This is a genomic window from Sphingomonas naphthae (assembly GCF_028607085.1).
Classification (GTDB): domain Bacteria; phylum Pseudomonadota; class Alphaproteobacteria; order Sphingomonadales; family Sphingomonadaceae; genus Sphingomonas_Q; species Sphingomonas_Q naphthae.
On the sequence record NZ_CP117411.1, the window covers coordinates 1,271,705 to 1,296,589 of the forward strand.

Below are 24,885 nucleotides of genomic sequence, written 5' to 3' on the forward strand. Positions count from 1 at the left end.
GGAGGTTGGATTGGCTAATGCCATCCAATTCGCCCGTTCGTCCCGAGCGAAGTCGAGGGGCGTGCCCCAAGCGGTGCGTCCAGCCTCACGTCCCTCGACTACGCTCGGGACGAACGGCCTCCAGTCAGAGTCGAGAGCCACACGAGCCCCAGCCCTCACGCAGCCGCGCTGGCGTTCCCGAACAGCGCCACCTGCAACCGGTCCCGATCGCGCCGCACCGTTTCCAGCGCGCCTTCGGCCAGCGCGGCTTCGGCGCGGCTGCGTTCGATGTCCTTCTGGAGCGCTTCGATCCGCTGCTCCTGCTCGCGCAGCGCGGCCTCGTGCGCGGCCATGAGCTTTTCGAGCTTGGTGCGGACCTGTCCGGCACGCCCCTCGGCTCGCTCCACCGCCCGCTCGTGGCCGGCCAGCGACTTGGCGAGCTGGTCGGCCCGCTCCACCGCCGCCGCGCGCGCGGTCTCGACCGCCGCATGGCGCTGGCGGAGCGATTCCGATTCCTCTTCCAGCAGGCGCACCCGCTCGGCCTGACGGTCGAGGACGGTCTGGCGCTCGCCGATGGCGCGTTCGGCCAGCTGCTGGCGGCTGCCGGCCTCGTTGAGGCGCGAGCCCAGCTGGTTGTTGAGTTCCTCCAGCTTGGTCGCGCGCACCACCGACGTTTCCAGCCGGGTCTGCGTGGCGGACAGTTCGGAGCGGATCAGTTCGAGCTGGGTTTCCAGCTGGCGGACCACGCGGGTCGATTCGGCCTGGAGCGCCAGCGCGCCGGCCTCGCTCGCCGTCACCCGCGCGCGTTCGGCGGCGAGCTGGGTTTCCAGATCGTTCTCGATCCGGGTGAGCCGCGCCACTTCGGACGAGGATTGCTCGTAGCGCTTCTTGAGGACGGCGGTTTCCTCGGCGATCAGCGCATTGTCCTGCGTGGCGCGGGCGAGGCCGGATTCGGCCTCCGCGCGCCGGCGATCGACCTCCTCGAGGTGACCGCGCAGATTGCCGACATCGTGATCCATCTCGTCGTTGCGGGCGAGCGCGTCGCGCAGCGCGGAATCGAGATGCTGGGCCTTCAGTTCGAGCTGGAGAAGGTCGTTGCGCATACGATCGATCTCGATCGCGCGCTCTTCCAGGGTGGTGCCCTGCGCGGCGCGGACCGCCTCGGCCTCGCCCAGCGCCATTTCGGCGGCGGAGAGCTTGCCCACGGCGTCGCGCTCCTGCGCCTGCGCCGAATAGAGCGCGGCCTCCATCGTCTCGTGCATGTGGCGCAGCGCGGTCAGCTCGGAATGCTCCGCCCGGCGCGTCTCATATTCCTGCGCCAGCGGGCCCTTGATCTCGGCCATCAGCGGCTCGATGCCGCGCAGCTGCTCCATCAGGCGGCCGATGCTGTCGAGCGCCGAATTCATCATCTCGTAGCGGCCGCCGATGGCCTGCGCCGAGGCGGCCAGCTGCGGGGTCAGTTCGGGCTCGGCCAGCGGCGCGATCTCCGGCGCCTGCTGCTCAGGCTCCGCCCGCTGCCCCTTGCTCAGCAACCACATACCGCGCCCGTCCCCTGCCATGATGATATCCTTCCGCCGCCCAAATGGCTGCTCCCCGGCGAAAAGTTAAGCCATAGCAACCCTGGCTTGTCGAGTCTGTCGCTGCACCCGGATGACGGTTCGGAGACGGTGTGGCCCGCTCGCGACGGCGCTTGCGGGCGGGGCCGACGTTCCCTAACTGTTCGCCGGTGACCGACATTTCCCCCGAAGCGCCCTACCTCCGCGGGCTGAACGCACCCCAGCGCGAGGCGGTGCTGACCACCGAAGGCCCGGTTCTGGTGCTGGCCGGCGCCGGCACCGGCAAGACCGCCGCGCTCACCGCCCGCCTCGCCCATCTGGTGGCGACGCGGCGAGCGTGGCCGAGCGAGATCCTGGCGGTCACCTTCACCAACAAGGCCGCGCGCGAGATGCGCCACCGCATCGGCCGGATGCTGGGCGATGCGGTGGAGGGGATGCCGTGGCTCGGCACCTTCCACTCGATCGCCGCCAAGATGCTGCGCCGCCATGCCGAGCTGGTCGGGCTGCAATCCAATTTCACCATCCTCGATACCGACGATCAGCTGCGCCTGCTGAAACAGCTGATCGTGGCGGCCGACATCGACGAGAAACGCTGGCCCGCGCGCCAGCTGGCGGGGCTGATCGATCGCTGGAAGAATCGCGGCTGGGTGCCGGCCGATATCGATGCGGCCGAGAGCGAGGCCTATGCCAACGGGCGCGGCGGCGAACTCTACCAGCGCTATCAGGACCGGCTGAAGGCGGTGAACGCCTGCGACTTCGGCGACCTGCTGCTCCACATGCTCGTCATCCTCAAGACGCATCGCGACGTGCTGGAAAGCTATCAGCAACGCTTCCGCTACATCCTCGTCGACGAATATCAGGACACGAATTCGAGCCAGTATCTCTGGCTCCGCCTGCTCGCCCAGACGCGCAAGAACATCTGCTGCGTGGGTGACGATGACCAGTCGATCTATTCGTGGCGCGGCGCCGAGGTGGCCAACATCCTGCGCTTCGAGCGGGACTTTCCGGGCGCCGCCGTGATCCGGCTGGAGCAGAATTACCGATCGACCGGCCATATTCTCGCCGCCGCGTCTGGCGTGATCGCGCAAAATGGCGGGCGGCTCGGCAAGACACTGTGGACCGAGGCCGACAGCGGCGAGAAGGTTCGCGTGATCGGCGTGTGGGACGGGCCGGAGGAAGCCCGCCGCGTCGGCGACGAGATCGAGGCGGCGCAGCGGCGCGGCACGAAGCTGGACGACGTGGCGATCCTCGTCCGCGCCCAGTTCCAGACGCGCGAGTTCGAGGATCGCTTCATCGCGATCGGCATGCCCTATCGCATCGTCGGCGGCTTCCGCTTCTACGAGCGCGCCGAGATCCGCGACGCCCTGGCCTATCTGCGCGTCATCTCCCAGCCGGCCGATGATCTGGCGTTCGAGCGGATCGTGAACGTCCCCAAGCGGGGGCTGGGCGACAAGGCGGTGCAGAAGATCCACCAGCTCGCCCGCGCCGAGGGCATCTCGCTGATGCTGGCCGCCGCCCGCATCCTCGACAGCGACGAGCTGACCGGGGCGGCGCGCAAGTCGCTCGGCCGGCTGGTGGCGGATATCGCCGCGTGGCGCGACCGGCTCTCGGCGCTGCCCCATGCCGAGCTGGCACGCCAGATGCTCGACGAGAGCGGCTATACCGCGATGCTCCAGGCCGATCGCTCGGCCGAGAGCGCCGGGCGGCTGGAGAATCTCACCGAACTGGCACGCGCGATGGAGGAATATGAAACCCTCCCCGCCTTCCTGGAACATGTCAGCCTCGTCATGGACAATGACGCCGACGCCCAGCGCGAGCAGATCACCATCATGACGATCCATGCCGCCAAGGGGCTGGAATTCGACACGGTGTTTCTGGCCGGGTGGGAGGAAGGCGTATTCCCCTCGCAACGCTCGCTCGACGAGGGCGGCACAGCCAGTCTCGAGGAAGAGCGGCGGCTGGCCTATGTGGCGATCACGCGGGCGCGGCGGCTGTGCTTCATCTTCCACGCCGCCAACCGCCGCATCTACGGCCAGTGGACCTCGTCGATCCCCTCGCGCTTCGTCGGCGAGCTGCCGGGCGAGCATATCGAGAGCGAGACGACGATGACCGGGGGCGCATCGCTCTGGCGCGCGCAATGGTCCGAACAGGCCGATCCCTTCGCCGATGTCGGGCGCGGCACCGGGCGGGGCCCTGGCTGGCAGCGCGCGGCGGTGGCCGGCAACCTCGACCGCACGACCGCCCGCGTCGGCGAATCCCGCGTCTCCGCCGCCAGCTTCGCCGCCAAGCCGCGCGGCGACATATCGGTCGGGCAACGCGTGTTCCACTCGAAGTTCGGCTATGGCGCGGTGGCCGAGATCGAGGGCAACAAGCTGGAGATCGATTTCGAGCAGGCCGGGCGCAAGCGGGTGCTGGACAGTTTCGTGAGCGTGGCGACCTGAAATGATCCGCCGAGAGAGCGGAACGTCGCTCGTTTAGAGAACCGCCGCGACCAGCTTTGCGAAGGCGTCCGCGCGGTGGCTGATGGCGTGTTTGGCGGCCTGGTCCATTTCGCCGAAGGTCTCGCTGCCGCCGTTGGGCAGGAACATCGGATCGTAGCCGAAGCCCTTCAGCCCACGCGGCGGCCAAACGAGGATACCCTCGACCCGCCCCTCGAACGTCTCGATATGCCCGTCCGGCCAGCACAGCGAGAGCGCGCACACGAAATGCGCGTCGCGGCCTTCGTCGTCGGCGGTTTCGGCCATGCGATCGTGGACCAGTTGCATCGCGGCGCCGAAGTCCTTGCTTTCCCCCGCCCAGCGCGCCGAGAAGATGCCCGGATCGCCGTGCAGCGCATCCACGCACAGCCCGCTGTCGTCCGCCAGCGCGGGCAGGCCCGACAGGTCGGCCGCCGCGCGCGCCTTCAGTTCGGCGTTGGCGGCGAAGGTCGTGCCGGTCTCCTCGGGCTCGGGCAGGCCGAGCGAGCCGGCCGACACCGCCTCGATCCCGCGCCCGGCCAGCAGCTCGTTGATCTCGCGGACCTTGCCCTCGTTGTGGCTCGCGATCACCAGCTTGCCGGGGGCGAGCTTGCGGTGCGGCACGGGCTCGGGTTCGTCGTCCACGATCAGGATGCTCATCAGGCGATCGCCTTCCTCTGCGCCGCGAAAATCTCGCCACAGCCGATCCGGGCGAGGCGCAGCAGACGCAGCAACGCTTCCTCGTCGTAGGTGGCTCCCTCGGCGGTGGCCTGCGCCTCGGCGATATTGCCATTGTCGAGCAGCACGAAATTCGCGTCGGCATGGGCCGAACTGTCCTCGATATAATCGAGGTCGAGGACCGGATTGCCCTCCCAGATGCCGCACGACACGGCGGCAACCTGTGCGGTGATCGGGTTCTCGGTGAGCAGCCCCTTGGCCATCAGCCCCTGCACCGCGAGGCTTAGCGCGACCCACGCGCCCGAGATCGAGGCGGTGCGCGTGCCGCCGTCGGCCTGGATCACGTCGCAGTCGAGCGTGATCTGCCGCTCGCCGAGCTTCGTCATGTCCACCACCGAACGCAGCGACCGGCCGATGAGGCGCTGGATTTCCTGCGTGCGGCCGGATTGCTTGCCCTTGGCCGCCTCACGGCTGCCGCGCGTGTGCGTGGCGCGGGGGAGCATGCCATATTCGGCCGTCACCCAGCCCTGGCCCTTGCCGCGCAGGAAGGGGGGCACCCGCTCCTCGATGGAGGCGGTGACGAGCACCTTGGTCTCGCCGAAGCCGATCAGGCAGCTGCCCTCGGCATGACGGGTGAAACCGGGCTCGATCGTGATCGCCCGCATCTGATCGGGGGCGCGGCCTGAGGGGCGCATGTCTGTCCTTTCGGGTTGAATGGGCGCGCCATAGCGGGGCAGGGCAGGGGGCGCCAGTGGCGGCGGCCCCTATCAGCCTAGGCGCCGAACACCCGCGCGAAGATCGTGTCGACGTGCTTCAGGTGATAGCCGAGGTCGAATTTCTCCTCCAGCTCGGCATCGGACAGCGGCACCTCGGGATCGGCCTTGAGCAGTTCCAGCAGCGAGAGCTGGCCATCCGATTCCCACACCTTCATAGCGTTGCGCTGGACGAGTTTGTACGAATCCTCGCGGCTCACGCCCGCTTGGGTCAGCGCCAGCAGCACGCGCTGCGAATGGACGAGGCCGCCCATCTTGTTGAGATTCTTCTCCATCCGCGCCGGATAGACGAGCAATTTGTCGATCACGCCGGTCAGGCGGGCCAGCGCGAAATCGAGGGTGATGGTCGCGTCGGGACCGATGTAGCGCTCTACCGAGGAATGGCTGATGTCCCGCTCGTGCCAGAGGGCAACATTCTCCAGCGCCGGGGTGACGTAGCCGCGCACCATGCGGGCGAGGCCGGTGAGGTTTTCGGTCAGCACCGGGTTGCGCTTGTGCGGCATCGCCGACGAGCCCTTCTGGCCGGGCGAAAAATATTCCTCGGCCTCCAGCACCTCGGTCCGCTGGAGATGGCGGACTTCGGTGGCGAGCCGCTCGATCGAGGACGCGATCACGCCCAGCACCGCGAAATACATCGCATGGCGGTCGCGCGGGATCACCTGCGTCGAGACGGGCTCGACGGCGAGGCCCATCTTCGCCGCGACATGCGCTTCCACGCGGGGATCGATGTTGGCGAAGGTGCCGACCGCGCCCGAGATGGCGCAGGTGGCGATCTCCGCGCGGGCCGCCGTCAGCCGCGCCTTGCAGCGATCGAATTCGGCATAGGCCTGCGCCAGCTTCAGGCCGAAGGTGACGGGCTCGGCATGGATGCCGTGGCTGCGGCCGATCGTGGGGGTCAGCTTATGCTCCTCGGCGCGGGTGCGGATCGCGGCCAGCAGCGCATCGAGATCGGCGAGCAGGATATCGGTCGCCTGCGCGAGCTGTACCGCGAGGCAGGTGTCGAGCACGTCGGACGAGGTCATGCCCTGATGCATGAAGCGCGCCTCGTCCCCGACCTGTTCGGCGACCCAGGTGAGGAAGGCGATCACGTCATGCTTGGTGACGGCCTCGATCGCGTCGATCGCGGCAACGTCGATCGCGGGCTTCGTCGCCCACCAGTCCCACAGCGCCTTGGCGGCGGAGGCGGGGACGACGCCCAACTCGGCCAGCGCCTCGGTGGCGTGCGCCTCGATCTCGAACCAGATGCGGAAGCGGTTCTCCGGCGTCCAGATCGCGGTCATCGGGGCACGGGAATAGCGCGGGATCATAAGGTCGATTCTCCTGGTCGCCGCGCCGGTAGCAGGGGCGGGGGCCAGCGGCAAACGGCGGCGGAACGGTCCGCGCCCGTTTGCGGCGGCGACAGGAGGGATCGGCTTATGGGCCGGGCGGGATCAGACGCGGGCGGTGCCGGCCTCTTCGCGCAAGGTGGCCCATTCGCGCGGCGAGAGCGTCGCCTGCCGATCGCCAGGGCCACGGACATGATCGATCAGCCCGTCGAGCAGCGCCTCGCCCTGCGTCCAGCCGCCGAGGCCCGAGGCGGCGTTGATATGACCGCAATTACCGATGTCGAGGAAATGGCTGCCCCAGAATTTCGCCATGTCGTGCGATCGCTCGATATCGGCATAGGGGTCGTCGGTGCTGGCCACCACGATTGACGGGAAGGGCAAGGGCTGGCGCGGGGCTGGCGCGAACTCGGCCACTTCCGGCATGTGGGCCAGCTTGTCCGTATCGGGCGGGGCGACCAGCAGGGCCCCCGCCACCGGCCAGCCGAACGGCTGCGGATCGAACGCCGCCCACCACGCGACCGCAAGGCAGCCGAGGCTGTGCGCGACCAGGATCACCGGCGGCTGCGCGGCGGAAATGGTCTGGGCGAGCTTCGTCACCCACAGGTTGCGCTTGGGGGCATCCCACATGCCGAGGTCGGCGCGCTGGCAATCGCCGCGCGTCCGCTCCCAGATGGTCTGCCAATGGCCCTCGCCCGAATTGCCGAGGCCGGGGACGGTCAGCACCAGAGGGTCCGTCTGGCGCAGATCTAGCTCCGAAACGATCATGGCCATCCTCCGGGGGTTGGGCCGTTCATGATTCGGAAAGGTATGGAGATCGGTCGCCGCCGCAAGCCCGGGTCCGCCCGAATGTGGCCGGATTGCGGCAGCCGGAGTAAGGCGCGACGGATTTGTCTAGCGGTACGGTCGTAAAAGCGCCGAACGCCCCGTCGCGGCCGATCCGCGACGGGGCGGGGGCGTCAGGCGATGATGAGGCCCACGTCCACATTGTTGCGGGTGGCGTTGGAATAAGGGCACACTTCGTGCGCCGCCTTGGCAAGCTTCTCGGCCTCGGCCTTGTCCACGCCGGGCAGGTCGATCGTGAGGTCGGCGGTGATGCCGTAGCCGCCTTCCGAGCGCGGGCCGAAGCCGATCTCGGCGGTGACGCTGGCGTCGGCGGGCACCTTCACGCCCACCTTGCCCGACACAGCCTTCATCGCGCCGAGGAAGCAGGCCGAATAGCCCGCCGCGAACAGTTTCTCGGGGTTGGCGCCCTCGCCGCCGGGGCCGCCCATCTCCTTGGGCACCACCAGATTGACGTCGACGCTGCCGTCCTCGGAGCGGGCATGGCCGTCGCGGCCCCCGGTGGAAGTGGCCTTGGTCTTGTAGATCACATCGACGGGCATGGGGCGTCCTTTCATGGTTGCCGGGCGCATATGGTGGCGGCGGTGGCGTTCGCTAGTGCGCGCGCGCCTCCGTGCTCCGGCGAAGGCCGGAGCCCAGGGTTACAGAGCGCATCGCTTGCCGCCCCTGGGCTCCTGCCTGCGCAGGAGCACGACAGCGTTTCATTTCAGCGGCTTTCTCTCGATCAGCGTCGTGCGGAAAAACGCTTCCGTCGCGCGATAGCTCTTCAGCCAGTCGGCGTAGCGGAAGAAGCCGTGGCGCTCGTTCGGGAAGGCGATCTCGCGATAGGGGATGCGCCGCGCGGCCAGTTCGCGCGCCAGGATCAGGGATTGCGAGAAATCGACATTCTGGTCGTCGTCGCCGTGGATCAGCAGCACGGGCGAACGCCATGTGTCGATCGCGCCCATCGGCGAGGAGGTCCATTGCAGCTGGCGCGCGGCGGTCTGCTGGTCGGGCGAGAGGTTGTTCTCGACCGGGCGCAGCATCGTGTGAACACCGTGGAAATCGACACCGGCCGCGAACAGGGCGCTGTCCCGCGCGAGCGCCAGCGCGGTGAGGTATCCACCCCAGCTTCCGCCCCAGATGCCGATGCGGGCGGGATCGACATGGGCTTGCGCCGCCAGCCATTTGCCGGCGGCCAGCACGTCGCGATATTCCGAGGCGCCGGCGCGCGCGATCTCGGGCGCGTCGCGGAAGGCGAGGCCATAGCCGGTGCCGCTGCGATAATTCACCGCCAGCACGTCATAGCCCTCGGCCGCCAGATGCTGGTTGAGGATGTAGGCGTTGGAATAATAGCCCGAGGGGTGGAAGCCGAGCAGCATCTGCCGGCGCGGCCCGCCATGGACGAAGATCAGCGCGGGGTGGCGCCCCGGCCCCTTCGCGCGGAACAGCTGGGCATGGACTTCGACCCCGTCGGCGGCGCGGAAGATCACCGGATTGGGCGCGACGAAATCCTGCGCGGCGGGTGCCTTGCCGATCGGGGTGAGTTTCGCGTCGAGCAGAGCGGGGTGCGCCGGGTGGGTCGCGTCGCTGGCGATCACGCCGATCGTGTCGCCGGCCGGTGCGGGGTAGGATTCGATGCCCGTGCCGCCGCTCAGCCGGGTGGTGGCGCCGCTTGCGAGGGTCGTGCGCCGGATATGGCGACGGTCGAGATCACCGGCGTTGGACGAATAGAGCAGGGCGCGGCCGTCGCGGTCGAGCAGCATCGTCTCGACCTCGAAGGCGCCGGGGGTCAACTCGCGCGGGGCGCCGCCTTTGTTGGCATCGATCGCGTAGGCATGGAGCCAGCCGCTTCGCTCCCATGGAAAGACGAGCGTGTCGTCCTTGCTCCAGAAGAGATTGCGACTGCGCGTGCCGGCGAAGCGCGCGCCCATGCCCTGCGGGGCGGCCCATAGTTCGCGCGTCTCGCCGCTCGCGACATCGGTGATGCGGATCGACCAATAGGGGCCGCTGTCGTCCTTGGCGCCGGAGGGCGGATCGACGTAGCGAATGAACGCCACCTGCCGGCCATCGGGCGAGAAGGCCGGCTCGACCGAATGGCCGAGCGACGGATCGAGATAGGTGAGCCGCTGTCCCGTCACGTCGAACAGCGCGACGAAGCTGTGCCCGCTGCGCGCCTCGACGAAGAGCAGGCGCGTGCCGTCCGGCGACCAGCCCAGCCGCTCGATCCCGCCCTCGACGCTCGCCAGCTTCCTGGCCTCGCCACCCTGCTGCCACAGCCAGAGCTGCCCCTTGCGGACGAAGGCGATGCGGCCGCCGTCGGGCGAGAATACCGGCTGATGCCCCTCGCCGATCGCCACCGCCGCGCCGCCAGTGGCGGGCATCGCGAACAGCTGCTGCTTCGGCGTCGCGGTGGCGAGGCCGGTGTTGGGCAGGCCATCGTCGGGAAACTCGCCATCCCCGCCGCGCACGAACACCAGGGTCGCGCCATCCGGGCTCAGGTTCAGGTCGTAGATCTGCTGTCCGTCATCCTCGGCAAATGCCGTCACCTGCCGCGCCGGCCGGCCCTTGTCCGCCACCCACACATTGCGCGCGCCCGCCGCATTCTCGATCCACGCGAACCGCGCCACATCCTGCGCGCCGGTCAACCCGCTGGCGACGGGGAGGGCGAGCGTTTCCGCCAGCCGGTCGGGCGCGGCGGCGGCCGGGGCGGCAAGGGTGAGGGCGATAGCGGCGAGGGTGAGGCGGATCGTCATGCGGCGGAGTGTCGCAAGGGCGGGCGCGAGGGGCAAGGGCGGCGGTTCGACACGATCCCTCGATTATCCACCCACCAAGAACCGCTTCGTTTACACCGTTCGTCGCACGGCGTATCGGCCACGCATCATGACCAAGCCGCGCACCCTCTACGAGAAGATCTGGGACGCCCACGTCGTCGACCGGCGTTCCGATGGCACCTGCCTCATCTATATCGATCGCCACCTCGTCCATGAGGTGACGAGCCCGCAGGCGTTCGAGGGGCTTCGCGTGGCGGGGCGCACGGTGCGGCGGCCGGACCTGACGCTCGCCGTGCCCGATCACAACCTGCCGACCACCGCGCGGGTCGATGCGGCGGGCAATCCCATCCCCATCGCCGACGTGGAATCCGCGCAGCAACTGGCCGCGTTGCAGGCCAATGCGCCGGCCGCCGGCATCCGCTATATCGACGCGACCGCGCCCGAGCAGGGGATCGTCCATGTCGTCGGGCCCGAGCAGGGCTTCTCGCTGCCCGGCACCACCATCGTCTGCGGCGACAGCCACACCGCCGCGCATGGCGGCGTGGGCGCGCTGGCGTTCGGCATCGGGACGTCGGAGGTGGAGCATGTGCTGGCCACCCAGACGCTGCTGCTGTCGCAGTCCAAGACGATGGAGGTGCGGGTCGAGGGCACGCTCGGCTTCGGCGTCGGGCCGAAAGACGTGATCCTGGCGATCATCGGCAAGATCGGCGCGGCCGGCGGCACCGGCTATGTCATCGAATATACCGGCTCGGTGTTTCGGGAGATGTCGATCGAGGGGCGCATCACCGTGTGCAACATGTCGATCGAGGGCGGCGCCCGCGCCGGCATCGTCGCGCCCGACGACAAGACCTTCGCTTACCTCAAGGGCCGGCCGATGGCGCCGCAGGGGGCCGAATGGGATCAAGCCGTCGCCTGGTGGAAGACGCTGCCGACCGACGCGGGCGCCACCTACGATCGCACCGTCATCCTCGACGCGAGCGAGATCGCGCCCAGCCTGACGTGGGGCACCAGCCCCGAGGATGTCGTGCCGATCACCGGCATCGTCCCCGCGCCCGACAGCTTCGCCGATCCCTCCAAACAGGCCGCCGCCGCCAAGAGCCTGGCCTATATGGGCCTTACGCCCGGCACGCGGATGCAGGACGTGGCGGTCGAGAATATCTTCATCGGCAGCTGCACCAACAGCCGGATCGAGGATCTGCGCCAGGCCGCCGCCATCGCCAAGGGCCGCCATGTCGCCGCCAACGTGCGGCAGGCGCTCGTCGTGCCGGGCTCGGGTCTGGTCAAGCGCCAGGCCGAGGCCGAGGGGCTCGACCGCATCTTCCTTGACGCGGGCTTCGAATGGCGCGAGCCGGGCTGCTCGATGTGTCTCGCGATGAACCCGGACAAGGTGCCGGCCGGCGAACGCTGCGCTTCCACCTCCAACCGCAATTTCGTCGGGCGGCAGGGGCCGGGCGCGCGCACCCACCTGCTGTCGCCGGCGATGGCCGCCGCCGCCGCCGTCACCGGCCGGCTGACCGATGTTCGTGAATTGATGGAGGCCGAAGCATGATCCGCACCCTGATCGCCACGCTCGCCGCCTCGGCCGCGATGGCCGCCACCGCCGCCCCGGCGCCCGTGCCCGCCACGCGCGGCGTGGTCGAAAAGCTCTGGCGGCTCGATTGCGGCACCGTCCACGTCAACCAGCTCAACGCTTTCTCGGATACGCTGGCCTATCCGGGCAAGAGCCGCGACCTGACGGCGAGCTGCTATCTCATCAAGGACGGCCCCGGCTACATGCTGTGGGACACCGGCCTGCCCGCCGGCACCAGGAACGCGCCCAACGATCCGACCAAGCCGATGAGCCCGACGCTGACCAAAACTCTGGTCGAGCAGCTGGCCGAAATCGGCGTGAAGCCCGAGCAGATCGGCCTGATCGGCATCAGCCATTATCATTTCGACCATACCGGTCAGGCGGCGGACTTCCCCAAGGCCAAGCTGATGATCGGCGCGGGCGATCTGGAGGCGGCGCGCAAGGATCCCGAAGGCCTCGGCAAGCCGCTCGCCCCGTGGCTGGCGGCGGGCGCCAAGGTCGAGGGCGTGACCGGTGACAAGGACATCTTCGGCGACGGCAGCGTGGTGATGCTGGCGTTCGACGGCCATACGCCCGGCCACCACGGCCTGCTTGTGCGCCTGCCCAAGACCGGCGCGGTGCTGCTGTCGGGCGATGTCGCCCACTTCCACGAGAATCTCGACAGCGACGGCGTCCCGCCCTTCAACGTCAACCGTGCCGAAAGCATCGGCGCGATGGACCGCTTCCGCAAGCTGGCGACCAACCTGAAGGCCGTCGCCATCATCCAGCACGACCCGCGCGACATCGCCAAGCTGCCCGCTTTCCCGAAGGCGGCGGAGTAAGCGCGTTGGACGGCCGCGTTGCTTTGCGTTATGACCTGAACTGGATGAATTGAGGTCATATCATGGACGCTCGCACGACAGAATTCGCCGTCGCCGACGCCAAGGCCCGTTTTTCCGAGCTTCTGGCGCGTGCCGAGGCGGGTGAGGAAATCGTGATCCGCCGGCATGGCCGCATCGTGGCGAAGCTGGTGCCGGCGATGGCGGCCGCGGCGCCGACAATGCAGGAGCGCCGTGCCGCCCATGAAGAGTGGCTGCGGTGGCGGGCGAGCGAGGGGCCGCGTCTGGCGCCGGGCGAGAGCGTGACCGATCTGATCGCCGAAGGGCGGAAATATTGATGGCCTTCGTCGTCGATGCATCGATGGCGCTCGCCTGGCATTTCGCGGACGAGGCGCATGGCTTCGCCGATGGCGTGCTGGAGCGCACCCTGGCCGAGCCGATCGTCGTGCCGCGCCATTGGTGGCTGGAGGTCGCCAACGGCGCATTGATGGGCGAGCGGCGAGGGCGTTCGCTGCCCGCGCAGACCGCCCGGTTTGAGGCGCGGCTGGCGATGATCGATGTCGAAACCGATGAAGAGGGCGGGGGCGACATCTTTGCGCGCATCCTGCCGCTTGCCCGCGCCCATCGATTGACTGTCTACGATGCCGTCTATCTCGAACTGGCGGAGCGGCGCGGGCTTGCGCTCGCCACGCTCGATCGGGATCTGGGCGATGCGGCCCGCGCCATCGGCGTCGAAGTTCTGGAGCAGCAGTGAAATGACCGAGCCGATCACCACCGTCGATGGCATCGCCTATCCGTTCGGGCGGAAGAATGTCGATACCGACGTCATCATCCCGGCGCATTACCTGAAGACGATCACCCGCGCGGGTCTCGGCCGGGGGGCGTTCGAGACGGTGCGGGCCGAGGCGGGCAATGTGTTCGACGATCCGGCCTATGCGGGCGCGCCGATCCTGATCGCGGGCGACAATTTCGGCTGCGGCTCCAGCCGCGAACATGCCGCCTGGGCGCTCAACGACATGGGCGTGAAGGCGGTGATCGCGCCGAGTTTCTCCGACATCTTCTCCTCCAACGCCTTCAAGAACGGCATCGTCGCGGTGGTGCTGCCGCAGGCGGCGGTCGATCGGCTGATGGAGGTGGCGAAGGATCATCCCATCACCGTCGATTTGGAGACGCGGACCGTCACCACGCCGTTCCAGGATCGCTTCACCTTCGAGATCGATCCCTTCCGCCGCGAATGCCTGATGAAGGGGCAGGACGAGATCGGGCTGACGCTGGCGATGGGTGATGCGATCGGCGGCTTCGAGAAGGGCATGGCCGAGGCGCGGCCCTGGCTGTGACGGCGGCCATCACGCGGCCCGGTTGCGCCGCCGCGCGTGGCACCCTATCTCGCACCGTAACAGACAAGACCCGGGGGATATGATGACGACCTTCGACGACCGCGAGCGCGCCTTCGAGGCCGGTTTCGCCCACGAGCAGGAAATGGCCTTCCGCGTCACCGCGCGCCGCAACCGCCTGGTCGGCACCTGGGCCGCCGGCCTGATGGGCCTCACCTCGGAAGAGACCGACGCCTATGCCAAGGCGGTGGTGCAGGCCGATTTCGAGGAAGCCGGCGACGAGGACGTGATCCGCAAGCTGCTTGGCGATCTGGTGTCGGCGCAGGTCGACGTGGACGAGGCCAAGGTCCGTTCGGCCCTGTCCGACGCGACGATCGAGGCCCGCCGCCAGCTGATGGAATCGAAATAACATCATGCCGATGGCCGCCGACGATATCGCCGAGATGATCCGGGGCGCGATCCCCGACGCGACGGTCGAGATCACCGATCTGGCCGGCGACGGCGATCATTATGCCGCCCGCGTCGTGGCGGAGAGCTTTCGCGGCCAGTCGCGCGTGATCCAGCAGCGCCGCGTCTACGATGCCCTCGGCGGGCGCATGGGCGGGGTGCTCCACGCGCTCCAGCTCACCACCGCCGTCCCGCCCTCCACCGGAGCCTGACACCATGACCGACGACACCCAGGCGCGCATCGACCAGGCGGTGAAGGCCGCCGACGTGCTGCTGTTCATGAAGGGCACGCCGCTCTTCCCGCAATGCGGCTTTTCGAGCCGCGCCATCGCGATCCTCGATCATCTCGGCGTCGAATATGCCTCGATCGACGTGTTGCAGGATCAGGCGATCCGCCAGGGCATCAAGCAATATTCGGACTGGCCGACCATCCCCCAGCTGTATGTGAAGGGCGAATTCGTCGGCGGATCGGATATCATGATGGAGATGTACGAGGAAGGCGAACTGGCCGAGCTGATGGCCGAAAAGGGCGTGAAGAAGGCCGAGGGCTGATCCACCGCCCGCGTGGCGGCGTGATCGCGTAAATTCTCATTGCCGTCGCGTCATGTCGAACGGTGCCGCGATGGACACGACATGAGCTTTCTCCAACTCATCGGGCAACGGATCGCTGCCCTGCGCCAGCGCGGTGCGCGCGAGGTGCCGGGCGCGCGCGATGCGCTGACGATCGCGCGGCGACGGATAGCGACCGGGGCGGGGGCGGTGCTGCTCGCCCTGGTGGCGATCGGCTTCGCCAAGGCGGGCGATCTGGCGCAGCATCTCTTTCTGCAATTCGACGCGCGCTGGCCGTTGGCCGCGCTGCTGCTGACCCCCTTTGTCTTCGCCGCCGTCACCTGGGCGACGCGGCGTTTCGTGCCGGAGGCGCGGGGCTCCGGCATCCCGCAGGTGATGGCGGCGTCGCACGATCCGGCCGATGCGGCGCATGGCCCGCTCGTTTCGATCCGCACGGCCGTCGCGAAGTTCGTGATGACCCTCGCGATACTGTGCGCGGGGGGCGCGGCGGGGCGAGAGGGGCCTACGGTGCAGATCAGCGCGGCGATCATGGTGGCCGTCCACCGCCTGCTGCGCGTGCCGATCACCGCTGGCGTGCTGATCGCCGGTGGCGCGGCGGGCGTGGCGGCGGCGTTCAACACGCCGCTCGCCGGGGTTGCCTTCGCCATCGAGGAACTGGCCGCCGCCTATGAACAGCGGGTCGCCGTGCTGGTGATGGCGGCGGTGATGGTCTCGGGCCTCGTGAGCCTCGGCATCGCGGGCGACTATATCTATTTCGGGGCGATGCGCGCCACGCTCGATCTGGGATCGGTGGTGATGCTGGCGCCGGTGGCGGGCGTGGTCGGCGGTCTGGCGGGCGGGCTGTTCTCCCGCGCGCTGCTGGCCTTCTCGGCCGGCCGGCTGGGATGGATCGCGGCGCTGAAGCGGCGGCCGATACTGCTCGCCGCCGGCTGCGGACTCGTGGTGGCGGTATTGGGCGTCGTGACCGCCGGGGCGACGTGGGGCACGGGCTACGGCACCACGCGGCAGCTTGTCGAGGGGCAGGGCGGGGCCCTGTGGTTCGCCCCCGCCAAGCTCGCCGCGACCCTCGCCACCGCGCTCAGCGGCACGCCGGGCGGCATCTTCGCCCCGTCGCTGGCGGTGGGGGCGGGGATCGGTCATCTTGTCGCCGCCGTTTTTCCGAACCAGCCGTCCGGGGCGATCGTGCTGCTGGGGATGATCGGCTATTTCGTCGGCGTGGTGCGCGCGCCGCTGACCGCCGTCATCATCGTGATCGAGACGACGGCGAGCCGGGGCCTGATCCTGCCGCTGTTCGCGACGGCGCTCGTTGCCGACGGGGCAAGCGCGCTGGTCTGCCGCGAACGGCTCTATCACGGCCTGTCGCGCGCCTTCCTGCGGCCCGATCCGCGCGCCTGACCGGGCACCCCCGTCGACGAAGGGCGGGTTCCGATCGACGAACCATCGTCGATCGCCGTTGACGACTACATCCGTAATCGAATAAGACTACACCCGTAGTCAGTACGGAGTCGTTTTCGTGGCCGAACGCATCAGCGATGCCGAACATGTCGTGATGGAGGTGCTGTGGGCGGATGCCCCGCTCACCGCCGCCGAAGTGTTCCAGCGCATCGATCCCGCCCGTGACTGGTCCGACCGCACGGTCAAGACCATGCTCGGCCGGCTGCTCACCAAGGGCGTGCTGGCGCATGAGGAGGATGGCCGCCGCTACCTCTATCGCCCCACCGTCGAGCGCGAGGCCTATGTCGCCGGGGAATCGCGCCGGCTGGTCGATCGCCTGTTCGGCGGCCGCGCCGCGCCGCTGGTCGCGCATCTCGCCGAGCAGGATCAGCTGACCGAACAGGATATCGCCGATATCGAGGCGCTGCTGAAGGATCTGCGGCCATGATCGCCTGGACCATCCAGACCCTCGTCTCCACGACCCTGCTGATGCTGCTGGTGCTGGCGATCCGCCGGCCGGTGGCGTCGATGTTCGGGGCGCGCATCGCTTATGCACTGTGGGCCTTGCCGGCGCTCCGCATGATCCTGCCGGCCTTGCCGTTCCACCGCCAGCTGTTCGTGCCGGTGATGCTGGCCGCGCCGGATGAGGTGAAGATCGGCCTCGTGCCGCCCGAAAGCGTCACCCGCGCCTTCGCGCTGCCGCCGGCGATCACCGCCAGCGCGCCCGCCGCCGGGATCGACTGGCCGTTCCTGCTGCTGTGCGTGTGGGCGGGCGGCGCGCTGCTGTGGTTCGCGTGGCAGATGGGCCGCTATGGCCTGTTCATGCGCCGGGCGCTGCGCGGGGCGACGACGATCTCGCGCGAATGCGGCATCGCCGTGATGCAGAGCGATCACGTCACCGGGCCGGTCGCCGCCGGCATCGTCAGCCGCCGCATCTTCCTGCCGCGCGATTTCGTCGCCCGTTACTCGCCGACCGAGCGACGCCAAGCGCTGCTGCACGAAGGCGCGCACCACGACCGGTTCGACATCGTCGCCAACCTCGCCGCGCTGGCGGTGCTGGCGGTGCATTGGTGGAACCCGATCGCCCACCGCGCCTATCGCGCCTTTCGTTCGGACCAGGAACTGGCTTGCGACGCGACGGTGCTCGAGCGGATGGGGCCTGAGGAGCGCTATGCCTATGGCAGCGCGCTCGTGAAATCGGGCGGGGGCCGCTTCACCGGCACCGCCTGCGCGCTGGACCGCGCGACCGAGATCAAGAGGAGACTGAAGATGATCAAGCGTGGACGCATCGCCGCCCCGCGCCGCTATGCCGGCGCGCTCATCGCGGCCACCGCCATCACCGGCGGCCTGCTGCTCACCGCATCGGGCGGCGCCGCCGCCGAGGTGGCGCGGGAGGCGGTGAAGCCCGTCGCCGCGATGCTGCCGGCCGCCGCCGCAGCCCCCTTCGCCGATCCCGCTCTGCCGATGCAGGTGGTGGAGCATTCGGTGCAGGAAGGGGCCGCCATCGCCGCCCGCGCCCGCGCCGCCGCCGATCGGGCGCGAGAGGCGGCCGATCACGCCGGCGTCGCCGCCGATCATGCCGCCCATGCGGCGCATCAGGCACACCTCGCCGCCGCCGCACCCCTGCCGCCGCTCGCCCCGCTGCCGCCGATCGCGCCGGGTGCCCCGCGCGCGCCGGTCCCGCCGGTGCCGCCGATCCCTCCGGTCGCCACCGCCGACGAGGAGGCGTTCGGCCGGATGATCTCGGCGCAGGTCACCGCCTCGCTCGCCACCGCCCGCGCCGAACTGGCCTCCGAATGCGCCCGTCGCGGCAAGCCGGTGCCGGATACGCAGGATTGGTCGAGGCTGGCGATGTGCGGCGTCGATCAGGCCGAAATCCGCCGCGAGGTCGCCAAGTCGCTGGCCGAAGCCCGCGACGAGGTCGCCCGCGACCGCGATATCCCGAGCCACATCCGCAAGAGCGTGCTGGCCTCGCTCGATCAGGAAATCGCGCGGAACAGGTAATTCAATCGTCATCCCGGACTTGTTCCGGGATCCACCCCCAAGGCCGGACGCCGCGCTGCCTTTCGATCGCTGCGCTTCGGGGGCCGGTGGACCCCGGCACAAGGCCGGGGTGACGGGAATAGTATCACAGCCATTCCGGGGGTCGCTCCGGCGAGTCCCTTCCCCGGTGTGGGGCGGGGGGTGGAGGGGGAGCCGTTCTCCCCGTCCGCCCCCCGTTTCGCGTATCGGCAGCCCCTTCAAAAGCCGGGCGCGCGGTGCCACATGGTCGGCATGACCGAAACGATCGCCAGCCCCGTTACGCAGCTTCACCCGCTCGTCCGCCGCGTGCTGGCGCCCAATCCGTCGGCCTTCACTTACACCGGCACCGAAACCTATATCGTCGGGCGGGGCGAGGTGGCGGTGATCGATCCGGGGCCGGACCTGCCCGAGCATCTTGCGGCGATCCTGCAAGCCACCGCCGGCGAGCGCGTCGTGGCGATCGTCTGCACCCACACCCACCGCGATCACAGCCCCGCCAGCCGCCCCTTGCAGGCCGCGACCGGCGCGCCGATCGTCGGCTGCGCGCCGCTGACCCTGGATGACGACGGCCCGCGCGCCGACGCCGCCTTCGACGCCGACTACCGCCCCGATCGCACGCTGATGGACGGCGAGACGCTGACCGGCCCCGGCTGGACGCTGGAGGCGGTGGCGACGCCGGGCCATACCTCCAATCACCTCTGCTACGCGCTGCCGGAGGCAGGGGCCTTGTTCACCGGCGATCATGTGATGGGCTGGTCCACCACCGTCGTCTCGCCGCCCGACGGCAACATGACGCACTTCATGGAAAGCCTCGACCGGCTGATGGCGCGCGAGGATCGGATTTACTATCCGGCGCACGGCGACCCGGTCGAGAACCCGCAACGCTTCGTGCGCGGCCTCGCCGGCCATCGCCGCCAGCGCGAGGGGCAGATATTGCGCCAGCTGGGCGACGGGCCGAAGGCGATACCCGACATGGTGGCGGCGATGTACAAGGGCATCGATCCGCGCCTGCACGGGGCGGCGGGGCGGTCGGTCCACGCCCATCTGATCGATCTGGCCGATCGCGGCATGGTGATCGAACAGGGCGACGGCTGGGCGCTGGCGGCATGATCCGCCCGGCCGCCCGATGGGCGGCGGGGGTGCTCGCCGCGCTGCTGCTGATCGCGCTCGCCGCCTGGATCGCGATCGGCGTGGTGCGCAAGGCGGCCGCGCCCGACCCCACCGTGATCGCCACCGCCAGCCTCGAATCGATGCGCGAGCAGAACCGGCTGGTGCCCTTCCAGGCGCGCTATGTCGCGGTGGTGACGGCCACCCAGCGGCGCTTCGGCCTGTCGGCGGAAAAGACGCTGATCCTGCCCGGCACTGTGCGCTACGAACTCGATCTCGCCGCGATCCGCCCGCGGGACGTGGCGTGGGACGCGGGCAGCCGGACGCTTTCGGTGTCGCTCCCCGATATCCAGCTGTCCGGCCCGGCGGTCGATTTGGGCGGCATGAAGGAATATGGCGGCGGCGGCCTGCTGACCCGCTTCACCGATGCCTCGACCGTGCTGACCGATGCCGCGCGCAAGGCGGGGCAGGCCGAATTGCTCAACCAGGCCCGCGCCCCCGTGCCGATGCGCCTCGCCCGCGAAGCCGCCCGCCGCGCCGTCGTCCAGAATTTCGCGATGCCGCTGCGCGCGGCGGGGCTGGACGCTACGGTGCGGGTGCGCTTCGCCAGCGAGGCGGATTTCGAGCCGATGGATCGCTCGGCCGAGCCCGGCGAGGTCTATCGCAACGGGGCGTGAAGGCCGATCGTCATCGCGAGCGTAGCGTGGCGATCCAGTTTTGACGTTTCCTTGTGCGGCTGGGCTGGATTGCTTCGCTGCGCTCGCAATGACGAATGGGGTTTGCCCTTTATCATCCGCCCCCGACACGCCATATCGCCCGCCATGCAGCATTGCGGCCCCCGCCGCACCCTCGCGGAGACCTGAGACAGTGACGATCGCCACCGGGGGCCTCGCCGGCCTCGACCTGCTCGCCGAGATCGATCGCCTCCGCAAGGAGCGCAACGCCGTGATCCTCGCGCATTATTATCAGGAGCCGGCGATCCAGGATCTGGCCGATTTCGTCGGCGACAGCCTCGATCTCAGCCGCAAGGCGGCGGCCACCGATGCCGATGTGATCGCCTTCTGCGGGGTGCGCTTCATGGCCGAGGTGGCCAAGATCCTGAGCCCGGAAAAGACCGTGATCCTGCCCGACATGGATGCCGGGTGCAGCCTGGAGGACAGCTGCCCGCCCGAGCAGTTCGCCGCCTTCCGCGCCGCCCACCCGGATCATATAGCGCTGACCTACATCAATTGCTCGGCGGCGGTGAAGACGCATTCCGACATCATCGTCACCTCGTCCTCGGCCGAGAAGATCCTCTCGCAGATCCCGATGGACCAGAAGATCATCTTCGCGCCCGACAAGAACCTCGGCGCCTATTTCAACCGCAAGACCGGGCGCGACATGCTGCTGTGGCCGGGAGCCTGCATCGTCCACGAGGCGTTTTCGGAGACCGAGCTGCTCAAGCTGAAGGCGCTGCATCCGGACGCGCCGGTCGCGGCGCATCCGGAATGCCCGGCCTATATCCTGGATCATGCCGACCAGATCGGCTCGACCCGCGCGATCCTCGATTTCGCTCTGTCGTCACCGGCGCAGACGATCATCGTCGCGACCGAGCCGCACATCATCCATCAGATGGAAAAGGCCGCCCCCCACAAGACCTTCATCGGCGCGCCGGGCGCGGACGGAAACTGCAACTGCAACATGTGCCCGTACATGGCGCTCAATTCGATCGAGAAGCTCTACATCGCGCTGCGCGACATGACCCCCCGCATCGAACTCGACGCCGACACGATCGATCGCGCGCGCAAGCCGCTCGAACGGATGCTGGCGATGGCGAGCGGCACGGTGGGGATGGGCGATCTGGGCGTGAAGGTGACGGGGGACTGACGGCGCCCGCGCCCGGCTTGGCATCGCGCGCCGTCGCGGGTACGACATGCGCCCATGAACCGTATCCTTGGCTTCGCCGCCGCTGCCATCGCCATGACCGCCAGCCTCTCCGCCACCCCCGCCGCCGCCGAGCCGCTCACGCTCGACCGGGTGTTCGCCAGCCCGTCACTCTCCGGGCCGACGCCGCGCGGGCTGCGCCTGTCGCCGGACGGCAAGATGGTGACCCTGCTGCTGCCGCGCGACAGCGACAAGGATCGCTACGATCTGTGGGCGATCGACACCGCCAACACCGCCAACCGGCGGATGCTGGTGGACAGCGCCAAGGTCGGCTCCGGCGCGGACGTGTCGGAGGCAGAGAAGATGCGGCGCGAGCGGCTGCGCATCGGCGGCACGCGCGGCATCACCGCCTATGATTGGGCGCCCGACGGCAAGTCGATCCTCGTGCCATTGGACGGCGACCTCTATCTCGCCACGCTCGACGGCAATGTCCGCCGCCTGACCAACACGCCCGCCACCGAGATCGACGCCAAGGTCTCGCAGGACGGCAAGTTCGTGTCGTTCGTGCGCGACCAGAATTTCTACGTGATCGATCTGGCGACCGGCGCCGAGCGCCAGCTGTCGAAGGACGGGCAGGGCACCATCACCTGGGGCACCGCCGAGTTCGTCGCGCAGGAGGAGATGGATCGCTACACCGGCCATTGGTGGTCGCCCACCGACGGCCGCATCGCCGTGCAGCGCACCGACGAGGCGCCGGTCAAGGTCGTCTCGCGCGCGTCGATCGGCGCCAAGGGCACGCGGGTGTTCGACCAGCGCTATCCGGCGGCGGGCACGCCCAATGCGGTGGTCGAGCTGTGGCTGATGAACCCCGACGGCACCGGCCGGGTGAAGGTCGATCTCGGCACCAACACCGATATTTATCTGGCGCGGGTGAATTGGGGGCCGGGCGGCAAGGCGCTCTATGTGCAGCGCGAGAATCGCGCGCAGACCAGGCTGGACATGCTCAAGGTCGATCCCGCGACGGGCGCGTCCACATTGCTGTTCACCGAGACCGCCAAGCCGAAAAGCTGGATCACCCTGTCGGACGATCTGCGCATCCTGCGCGACGACAGTTTGATCTGGTGGTCCGAGCGCGACGGCCATGGCCATCTCTATCGCTATGCGGCGGGCAAATGGACCCAGCTGACCAAGGGCGCCTGGGAGGTGCAGGGCATCATCGGCCTGGATCAGGACGAGAAGAAGCTCTGGTTCACCGGCAATCGCGAGACCCCGCTCGAGGGGCAGGTCTACACGCTCGATTATGAGCGGCCGGGCAGCATCACGCGGCTGAGTGAGAAGGACTGGTCCTACGGCACGGCGCGTTCGCCCTCGGCCTCGATGGACCGGTCGGCGACGCGGATGCTGATGAGCCGATCCAGCCCGGACCAGCCGACCCAGACCTATCTGGCCGACAATCGCGGCAAGATGATCGCCTGGATCAACGAGAACAAGGTCGTCGCCGGCCACCCATATTACCCCTATCTCGCCCAGCATCGCCCCAGCCAGTTCGGCACGATGAAGGCGGCGGACGGCTCGGTCCTCCACTGGCAGATGATCACGCCCGCGCTGGAGCCGGGGAAGAAATATCCCGTGTTCTTCCAGCATTATGGCGGACCCGGTTCGCAGACCGTGTCGCGCGGCTGGATGTCGCCGATCGCGCAATATCTCGTGTCGAAGGGGTGGATCTTCTTCCAGATCGACAATCGCGGCTCGGCCAATCGCGGCGTCGCCTTCGGCCAGCAGATCTGGCACGCGATGGGCACGGTCGAGGTGGACGATCAGGTGGCGGCGGCCAAATGGCTCAAGACGCAGCCCTTCGTCGATGGCGCGAAGATCGCGACCTATGGTTGGTCGTACGGCGGCTATATGTCGCTGAAGATGCTGCAAAAGGCGCCGGGCGTGTTCGCCGCCGCCATCGCCGGTGCGCCGGTGACCGACTGGACGCTGTACGACACGCATTACACCGAACGCTTTCTGGGCGATCCGCGCACCGACCTCAGGAGCTATCAGGTGTCGAACGCGCTGGCCGACGCCACCAAGATCCGCGACCCGCTGCTGATGATCCATGGCATGGCCGACGACAATGTCGTGTTCGAGAATTCGACCGCCTTCTACGCGGCGTTGCAGGAGGCCAAGGTGCCGTTCGAGATGATGGTCTATCCCGGCAAGACCCACGGCGTCAGCGGGGAGGGCGCGCAGACCCATGTGTGGAAGACGATCGAGAATTTCCTCGACGTGCATGTGAAGAAGTGAGGCGGCGGGCATGAAGCAGGTCGCCGTCCTCGTCGGATCGCTGCGGCGGGAGTCGCTCAACCGCAAGCTTGCCGAGGCGCTGATGTTTCTCGGCGAGGGCAAGCTGGCGATGGAGATCGTCGAGATCGGCGGACTGCCGCTCTACAACGAGGATCTGTGGGCCGATCCGCCCGAGGCGGTGACGGCGTTCAAGGCCGCGATCGCCAAGGCCGACGCGGTGCTGATCGTCACGCCCGAATATAATCGTTCGATGCCCGCCGCGATCAAGAACGCGCTCGACTGGGGCAGCCGGCCGATGGGCCAGAGCGTGTGGCCTGGCAAGAAGGCGGCGATGGCCGGCGCCTCGCCGGGCGCGGTCGGCACGGCGGTGGCGCAGGCGGCGCTGCGCACCACGATCGTAACGCTCGGCATGGCGCTGATGGGCCAGCCGGAGCTGTATCTGAGCGTGAAGGACGATACGTTCGCGCCCGACGGCGGCATCGGCAATGAGAAGACCGCCAAATTCCTGGCCGGTTTCGTCGACAAGTTCGCGGCCTGGGTGGGATAGTCGGCCGACGAAGCAGTGGGTAAACCTCAGCGCCGCAGCGCCGTCCCCGCGTCGATCGTCACCGTGCCGGGATGATATTTGTCGAGATGGCGGCGGATGATGCGCAGATTGCGGGTGTTCGATCGGAAGAAGAAATCGGGGATGGCGCCGATCCACGGCAGCGCGCCGAGCAGCGCATCCACGCCGACATTGCCGCCCATCCGCGCCATCTGCCATTTCGACATGCCGAGGTTGCGCGCTTCCCACACCATATAGGCGCCCATGCCAGCGGCCACGATCGGGCCGACAATGGGGATGAGATCGAGGATCACGTCGAGCCCGAACTGCTGTTTGGTGCCCGGCACGGTGAACCCACGCTCCATCAGCCTCTCCATCGCCTCGACCCGCTTGCGGACGGAGGGGGCATCGCGGCCGAGGCCGGGCAGGCTGTCGGTGAAGCGATCGAACGGCTGGGGCGAAACGGCCATGATGGGTCTCCTTCCTGCCGGAGCGCGGGGCGGGGGCGAAGGTTCCCGTCCGGC

25 protein-coding genes are annotated in these 24,885 nt (G+C 68.7%); 17 read left to right on the plus strand and 8 right to left on the minus strand.

Annotation, left to right across the window (positions count from 1 at the left end; all coding sequences use genetic code 11):
* Nucleotides 1-155: 155 nt before the first annotated feature.
* A complete protein-coding gene (locus PQ455_RS05990; RefSeq protein WP_273690101.1) occupies nt 156-1,538 on the minus strand; it encodes an intermediate filament-like cell shape determinant CreS in 1,383 nt (460 codons plus the stop codon).
* A 167-nt stretch (nt 1,539-1,705) separates the two neighbouring features.
* Here PQ455_RS05990 and PQ455_RS05995 point away from each other — a divergent pair, with 167 nt between their 5' ends.
* Nucleotides 1,706-3,976: an ATP-dependent helicase gene (locus tag PQ455_RS05995; protein ID WP_273690102.1), complete on the plus strand. Its 2,271-nt coding sequence runs from the start codon at nt 1,706-1,708 to the stop codon at nt 3,974-3,976.
* Between the two features lie 33 nt (nt 3,977-4,009).
* On the opposite strand, the gene rdgB is transcribed toward PQ455_RS05995, so the two are convergent.
* From rdgB to PQ455_RS06025, 6 genes are all read right to left on the minus strand, one after another.
* Nucleotides 4,010-4,651 (minus strand): RdgB/HAM1 family non-canonical purine NTP pyrophosphatase, encoded by a 642-nt coding sequence (gene rdgB, locus PQ455_RS06000; protein ID WP_273690105.1) that lies wholly within the window; start codon nt 4,649-4,651, stop codon nt 4,010-4,012.
* Entirely contained in the window at nt 4,651-5,364 is a 714-nt protein-coding gene (gene rph / locus PQ455_RS06005) for a ribonuclease PH (protein WP_273690107.1), read from the minus strand. Before rph ends, rdgB begins: the two co-directional genes overlap by 1 nt.
* A gap of 77 nt (nt 5,365-5,441) precedes the next feature.
* Nucleotides 5,442-6,749, minus strand: coding sequence for an adenylosuccinate lyase (gene purB, locus PQ455_RS06010; RefSeq protein WP_273690109.1), 1,308 nt, complete (start codon nt 6,747-6,749; stop codon nt 5,442-5,444).
* Between the two features lie 123 nt (nt 6,750-6,872).
* Nucleotides 6,873-7,538 carry an RBBP9/YdeN family alpha/beta hydrolase gene (locus tag PQ455_RS06015; protein WP_273690111.1) on the minus strand — a complete coding sequence of 222 codons (666 nt, stop codon included), beginning with the start codon at nt 7,536-7,538 and terminating at the stop codon, nt 6,873-6,875.
* Between the two features lie 185 nt (nt 7,539-7,723).
* Nucleotides 7,724-8,149, minus strand: a complete 426-nt coding sequence (locus PQ455_RS06020; RefSeq protein WP_273690113.1) for an organic hydroperoxide resistance protein — start codon at nt 8,147-8,149, stop codon at nt 7,724-7,726.
* Between the two features lie 159 nt (nt 8,150-8,308).
* A complete protein-coding gene (locus PQ455_RS06025) occupies nt 8,309-10,342 on the minus strand; it encodes a S9 family peptidase (RefSeq protein WP_273690115.1) in 2,034 nt (677 codons plus the stop codon).
* Between the two features lie 127 nt (nt 10,343-10,469).
* Here PQ455_RS06025 and leuC point away from each other — a divergent pair, with 127 nt between their 5' ends.
* The 16 genes from leuC (at nt 10,470) to PQ455_RS06105 (ending at nt 24,364) form a co-directional block, all read left to right on the plus strand.
* Entirely contained in the window at nt 10,470-11,909 is a 1,440-nt protein-coding gene (gene leuC, locus PQ455_RS06030; RefSeq protein WP_273690116.1) for a 3-isopropylmalate dehydratase large subunit, read from the plus strand.
* Nucleotides 11,906-12,751, plus strand: a complete 846-nt coding sequence (locus tag PQ455_RS06035; protein WP_273690118.1) for an N-acyl homoserine lactonase family protein — start codon at nt 11,906-11,908, stop codon at nt 12,749-12,751. The genes leuC and PQ455_RS06035 overlap by 4 nt, the downstream gene beginning before the upstream one ends.
* Before the next feature lie 62 nt (nt 12,752-12,813).
* Complete coding sequence (locus PQ455_RS06040; RefSeq protein ID WP_273690120.1) at nt 12,814-13,086, plus strand: type II toxin-antitoxin system Phd/YefM family antitoxin; 273 nt, start codon at nt 12,814-12,816, stop codon at nt 13,084-13,086.
* The gene (locus PQ455_RS06045) at nt 13,086-13,502 is read left to right on the plus strand and encodes a type II toxin-antitoxin system VapC family toxin (RefSeq protein ID WP_273690122.1); all 417 of its coding nucleotides are present in this window, start codon (nt 13,086-13,088) and stop codon (nt 13,500-13,502) included. Before PQ455_RS06040 ends, PQ455_RS06045 begins: the two co-directional genes overlap by 1 nt.
* Nucleotide 13,503: 1 nt before the next feature.
* Nucleotides 13,504-14,085 carry a 3-isopropylmalate dehydratase small subunit gene (gene leuD, locus PQ455_RS06050; RefSeq protein ID WP_273690123.1) on the plus strand — a complete coding sequence of 194 codons (582 nt, stop codon included), beginning with the start codon at nt 13,504-13,506 and terminating at the stop codon, nt 14,083-14,085.
* Between the two features lie 82 nt (nt 14,086-14,167).
* Nucleotides 14,168-14,491 (plus strand): DUF1476 domain-containing protein, encoded by a 324-nt coding sequence (locus PQ455_RS06055; protein WP_273690124.1) that lies wholly within the window; start codon nt 14,168-14,170, stop codon nt 14,489-14,491.
* A gap of 4 nt (nt 14,492-14,495) precedes the next feature.
* Entirely contained in the window at nt 14,496-14,741 is a 246-nt protein-coding gene (locus PQ455_RS06060; RefSeq protein WP_273690125.1) for a BolA family transcriptional regulator, read from the plus strand.
* Between the two features lie 4 nt (nt 14,742-14,745).
* Nucleotides 14,746-15,081, plus strand: coding sequence for a Grx4 family monothiol glutaredoxin (grxD, locus tag PQ455_RS06065; protein ID WP_273690127.1), 336 nt, complete (start codon nt 14,746-14,748; stop codon nt 15,079-15,081).
* A gap of 81 nt (nt 15,082-15,162) precedes the next feature.
* Nucleotides 15,163-16,494, plus strand: coding sequence for a chloride channel protein (locus PQ455_RS06070; protein ID WP_273690129.1), 1,332 nt, complete (start codon nt 15,163-15,165; stop codon nt 16,492-16,494).
* Between the two features lie 118 nt (nt 16,495-16,612).
* Nucleotides 16,613-16,981, plus strand: coding sequence for a BlaI/MecI/CopY family transcriptional regulator (locus PQ455_RS06075; RefSeq protein WP_273690131.1), 369 nt, complete (start codon nt 16,613-16,615; stop codon nt 16,979-16,981).
* On the plus strand, nt 16,978-18,537 hold the full coding sequence (locus tag PQ455_RS06080; RefSeq protein ID WP_273690132.1) for a M56 family metallopeptidase: 1,560 nt from the start codon (nt 16,978-16,980) through the stop codon (nt 18,535-18,537). The genes PQ455_RS06075 and PQ455_RS06080 overlap by 4 nt, the downstream gene beginning before the upstream one ends.
* A 261-nt stretch (nt 18,538-18,798) precedes the next feature.
* Nucleotides 18,799-19,665, plus strand: a complete 867-nt coding sequence (locus tag PQ455_RS06085) for an MBL fold metallo-hydrolase (RefSeq protein WP_273690133.1) — start codon at nt 18,799-18,801, stop codon at nt 19,663-19,665.
* Nucleotides 19,662-20,339, plus strand: coding sequence for a DUF4230 domain-containing protein (locus PQ455_RS06090; protein WP_273690135.1), 678 nt, complete (start codon nt 19,662-19,664; stop codon nt 20,337-20,339). Before PQ455_RS06085 ends, PQ455_RS06090 begins: the two co-directional genes overlap by 4 nt.
* Before the next feature lie 190 nt (nt 20,340-20,529).
* Nucleotides 20,530-21,528 (plus strand): quinolinate synthase NadA, encoded by a 999-nt coding sequence (gene nadA, locus PQ455_RS06095; protein WP_273690137.1) that lies wholly within the window; start codon nt 20,530-20,532, stop codon nt 21,526-21,528.
* Nucleotides 21,529-21,582: 54 nt separating this feature from the next.
* Nucleotides 21,583-23,817 carry a S9 family peptidase gene (locus tag PQ455_RS06100; protein WP_273690139.1) on the plus strand — a complete coding sequence of 745 codons (2,235 nt, stop codon included), beginning with the start codon at nt 21,583-21,585 and terminating at the stop codon, nt 23,815-23,817.
* Nucleotides 23,818-23,827: 10 nt separating this feature from the next.
* Nucleotides 23,828-24,364: an NADPH-dependent FMN reductase gene (locus PQ455_RS06105; protein ID WP_273690140.1), complete on the plus strand. Its 537-nt coding sequence runs from the start codon at nt 23,828-23,830 to the stop codon at nt 24,362-24,364.
* Nucleotides 24,365-24,390: 26 nt separating this feature from the next.
* Here the strand turns inward: PQ455_RS06105 and PQ455_RS06110 are convergent, their stop codons facing one another.
* Nucleotides 24,391-24,831, minus strand: coding sequence for a DUF4112 domain-containing protein (locus PQ455_RS06110; RefSeq protein WP_273690141.1), 441 nt, complete (start codon nt 24,829-24,831; stop codon nt 24,391-24,393).
* Nucleotides 24,832-24,885: the final 54 nt, after the last annotated feature.

Excerpts from the sequence above, each read along its gene's own strand:
- PQ455_RS05990 (WP_273690101.1), bottom strand. The coding sequence starts at position 1,538 with ATGGCAGGGGACGGGCGCGGTATGTGGTTGCTGAGCAAGGGGCAGCGG.
- rdgB (WP_273690105.1), bottom strand. The coding sequence starts at position 4,651 with ATGAGCATCCTGATCGTGGACGACGAACCCGAGCCCGTGCCGCACCGC.
- rph (WP_273690107.1), bottom strand. The coding sequence starts at position 5,364 with ATGCGCCCCTCAGGCCGCGCCCCCGATCAGATGCGGGCGATCACGATC.
- purB (WP_273690109.1), bottom strand. The coding sequence starts at position 6,749 with ATGATCCCGCGCTATTCCCGTGCCCCGATGACCGCGATCTGGACGCCG.
- PQ455_RS06015 (WP_273690111.1), bottom strand. The coding sequence starts at position 7,538 with ATGGCCATGATCGTTTCGGAGCTAGATCTGCGCCAGACGGACCCTCTG.
- PQ455_RS06020 (WP_273690113.1), bottom strand. The coding sequence starts at position 8,149 with ATGCCCGTCGATGTGATCTACAAGACCAAGGCCACTTCCACCGGGGGC.
- PQ455_RS06025 (WP_273690115.1), bottom strand. The coding sequence starts at position 10,342 with ATGACGATCCGCCTCACCCTCGCCGCTATCGCCCTCACCCTTGCCGCC.
- leuC (WP_273690116.1), top strand. The coding sequence starts at position 10,470 with ATGACCAAGCCGCGCACCCTCTACGAGAAGATCTGGGACGCCCACGTC.
- PQ455_RS06035 (WP_273690118.1), top strand. The coding sequence starts at position 11,906 with ATGATCCGCACCCTGATCGCCACGCTCGCCGCCTCGGCCGCGATGGCC.
- PQ455_RS06040 (WP_273690120.1), top strand. The coding sequence starts at position 12,814 with ATGGACGCTCGCACGACAGAATTCGCCGTCGCCGACGCCAAGGCCCGT.
- PQ455_RS06045 (WP_273690122.1), top strand. The coding sequence starts at position 13,086 with ATGGCCTTCGTCGTCGATGCATCGATGGCGCTCGCCTGGCATTTCGCG.
- leuD (WP_273690123.1), top strand. The coding sequence starts at position 13,504 with ATGACCGAGCCGATCACCACCGTCGATGGCATCGCCTATCCGTTCGGG.
- PQ455_RS06055 (WP_273690124.1), top strand. The coding sequence starts at position 14,168 with ATGACGACCTTCGACGACCGCGAGCGCGCCTTCGAGGCCGGTTTCGCC.
- PQ455_RS06060 (WP_273690125.1), top strand. The coding sequence starts at position 14,496 with ATGCCGATGGCCGCCGACGATATCGCCGAGATGATCCGGGGCGCGATC.
- grxD (WP_273690127.1), top strand. The coding sequence starts at position 14,746 with ATGACCGACGACACCCAGGCGCGCATCGACCAGGCGGTGAAGGCCGCC.
- PQ455_RS06070 (WP_273690129.1), top strand. The coding sequence starts at position 15,163 with ATGAGCTTTCTCCAACTCATCGGGCAACGGATCGCTGCCCTGCGCCAG.
- PQ455_RS06080 (WP_273690132.1), top strand. The coding sequence starts at position 16,978 with ATGATCGCCTGGACCATCCAGACCCTCGTCTCCACGACCCTGCTGATG.
- PQ455_RS06085 (WP_273690133.1), top strand. The coding sequence starts at position 18,799 with ATGGTCGGCATGACCGAAACGATCGCCAGCCCCGTTACGCAGCTTCAC.
- PQ455_RS06090 (WP_273690135.1), top strand. The coding sequence starts at position 19,662 with ATGATCCGCCCGGCCGCCCGATGGGCGGCGGGGGTGCTCGCCGCGCTG.
- PQ455_RS06100 (WP_273690139.1), top strand. The coding sequence starts at position 21,583 with ATGAACCGTATCCTTGGCTTCGCCGCCGCTGCCATCGCCATGACCGCC.
- PQ455_RS06105 (WP_273690140.1), top strand. The coding sequence starts at position 23,828 with ATGAAGCAGGTCGCCGTCCTCGTCGGATCGCTGCGGCGGGAGTCGCTC.
- PQ455_RS06110 (WP_273690141.1), bottom strand. The coding sequence starts at position 24,831 with ATGGCCGTTTCGCCCCAGCCGTTCGATCGCTTCACCGACAGCCTGCCC.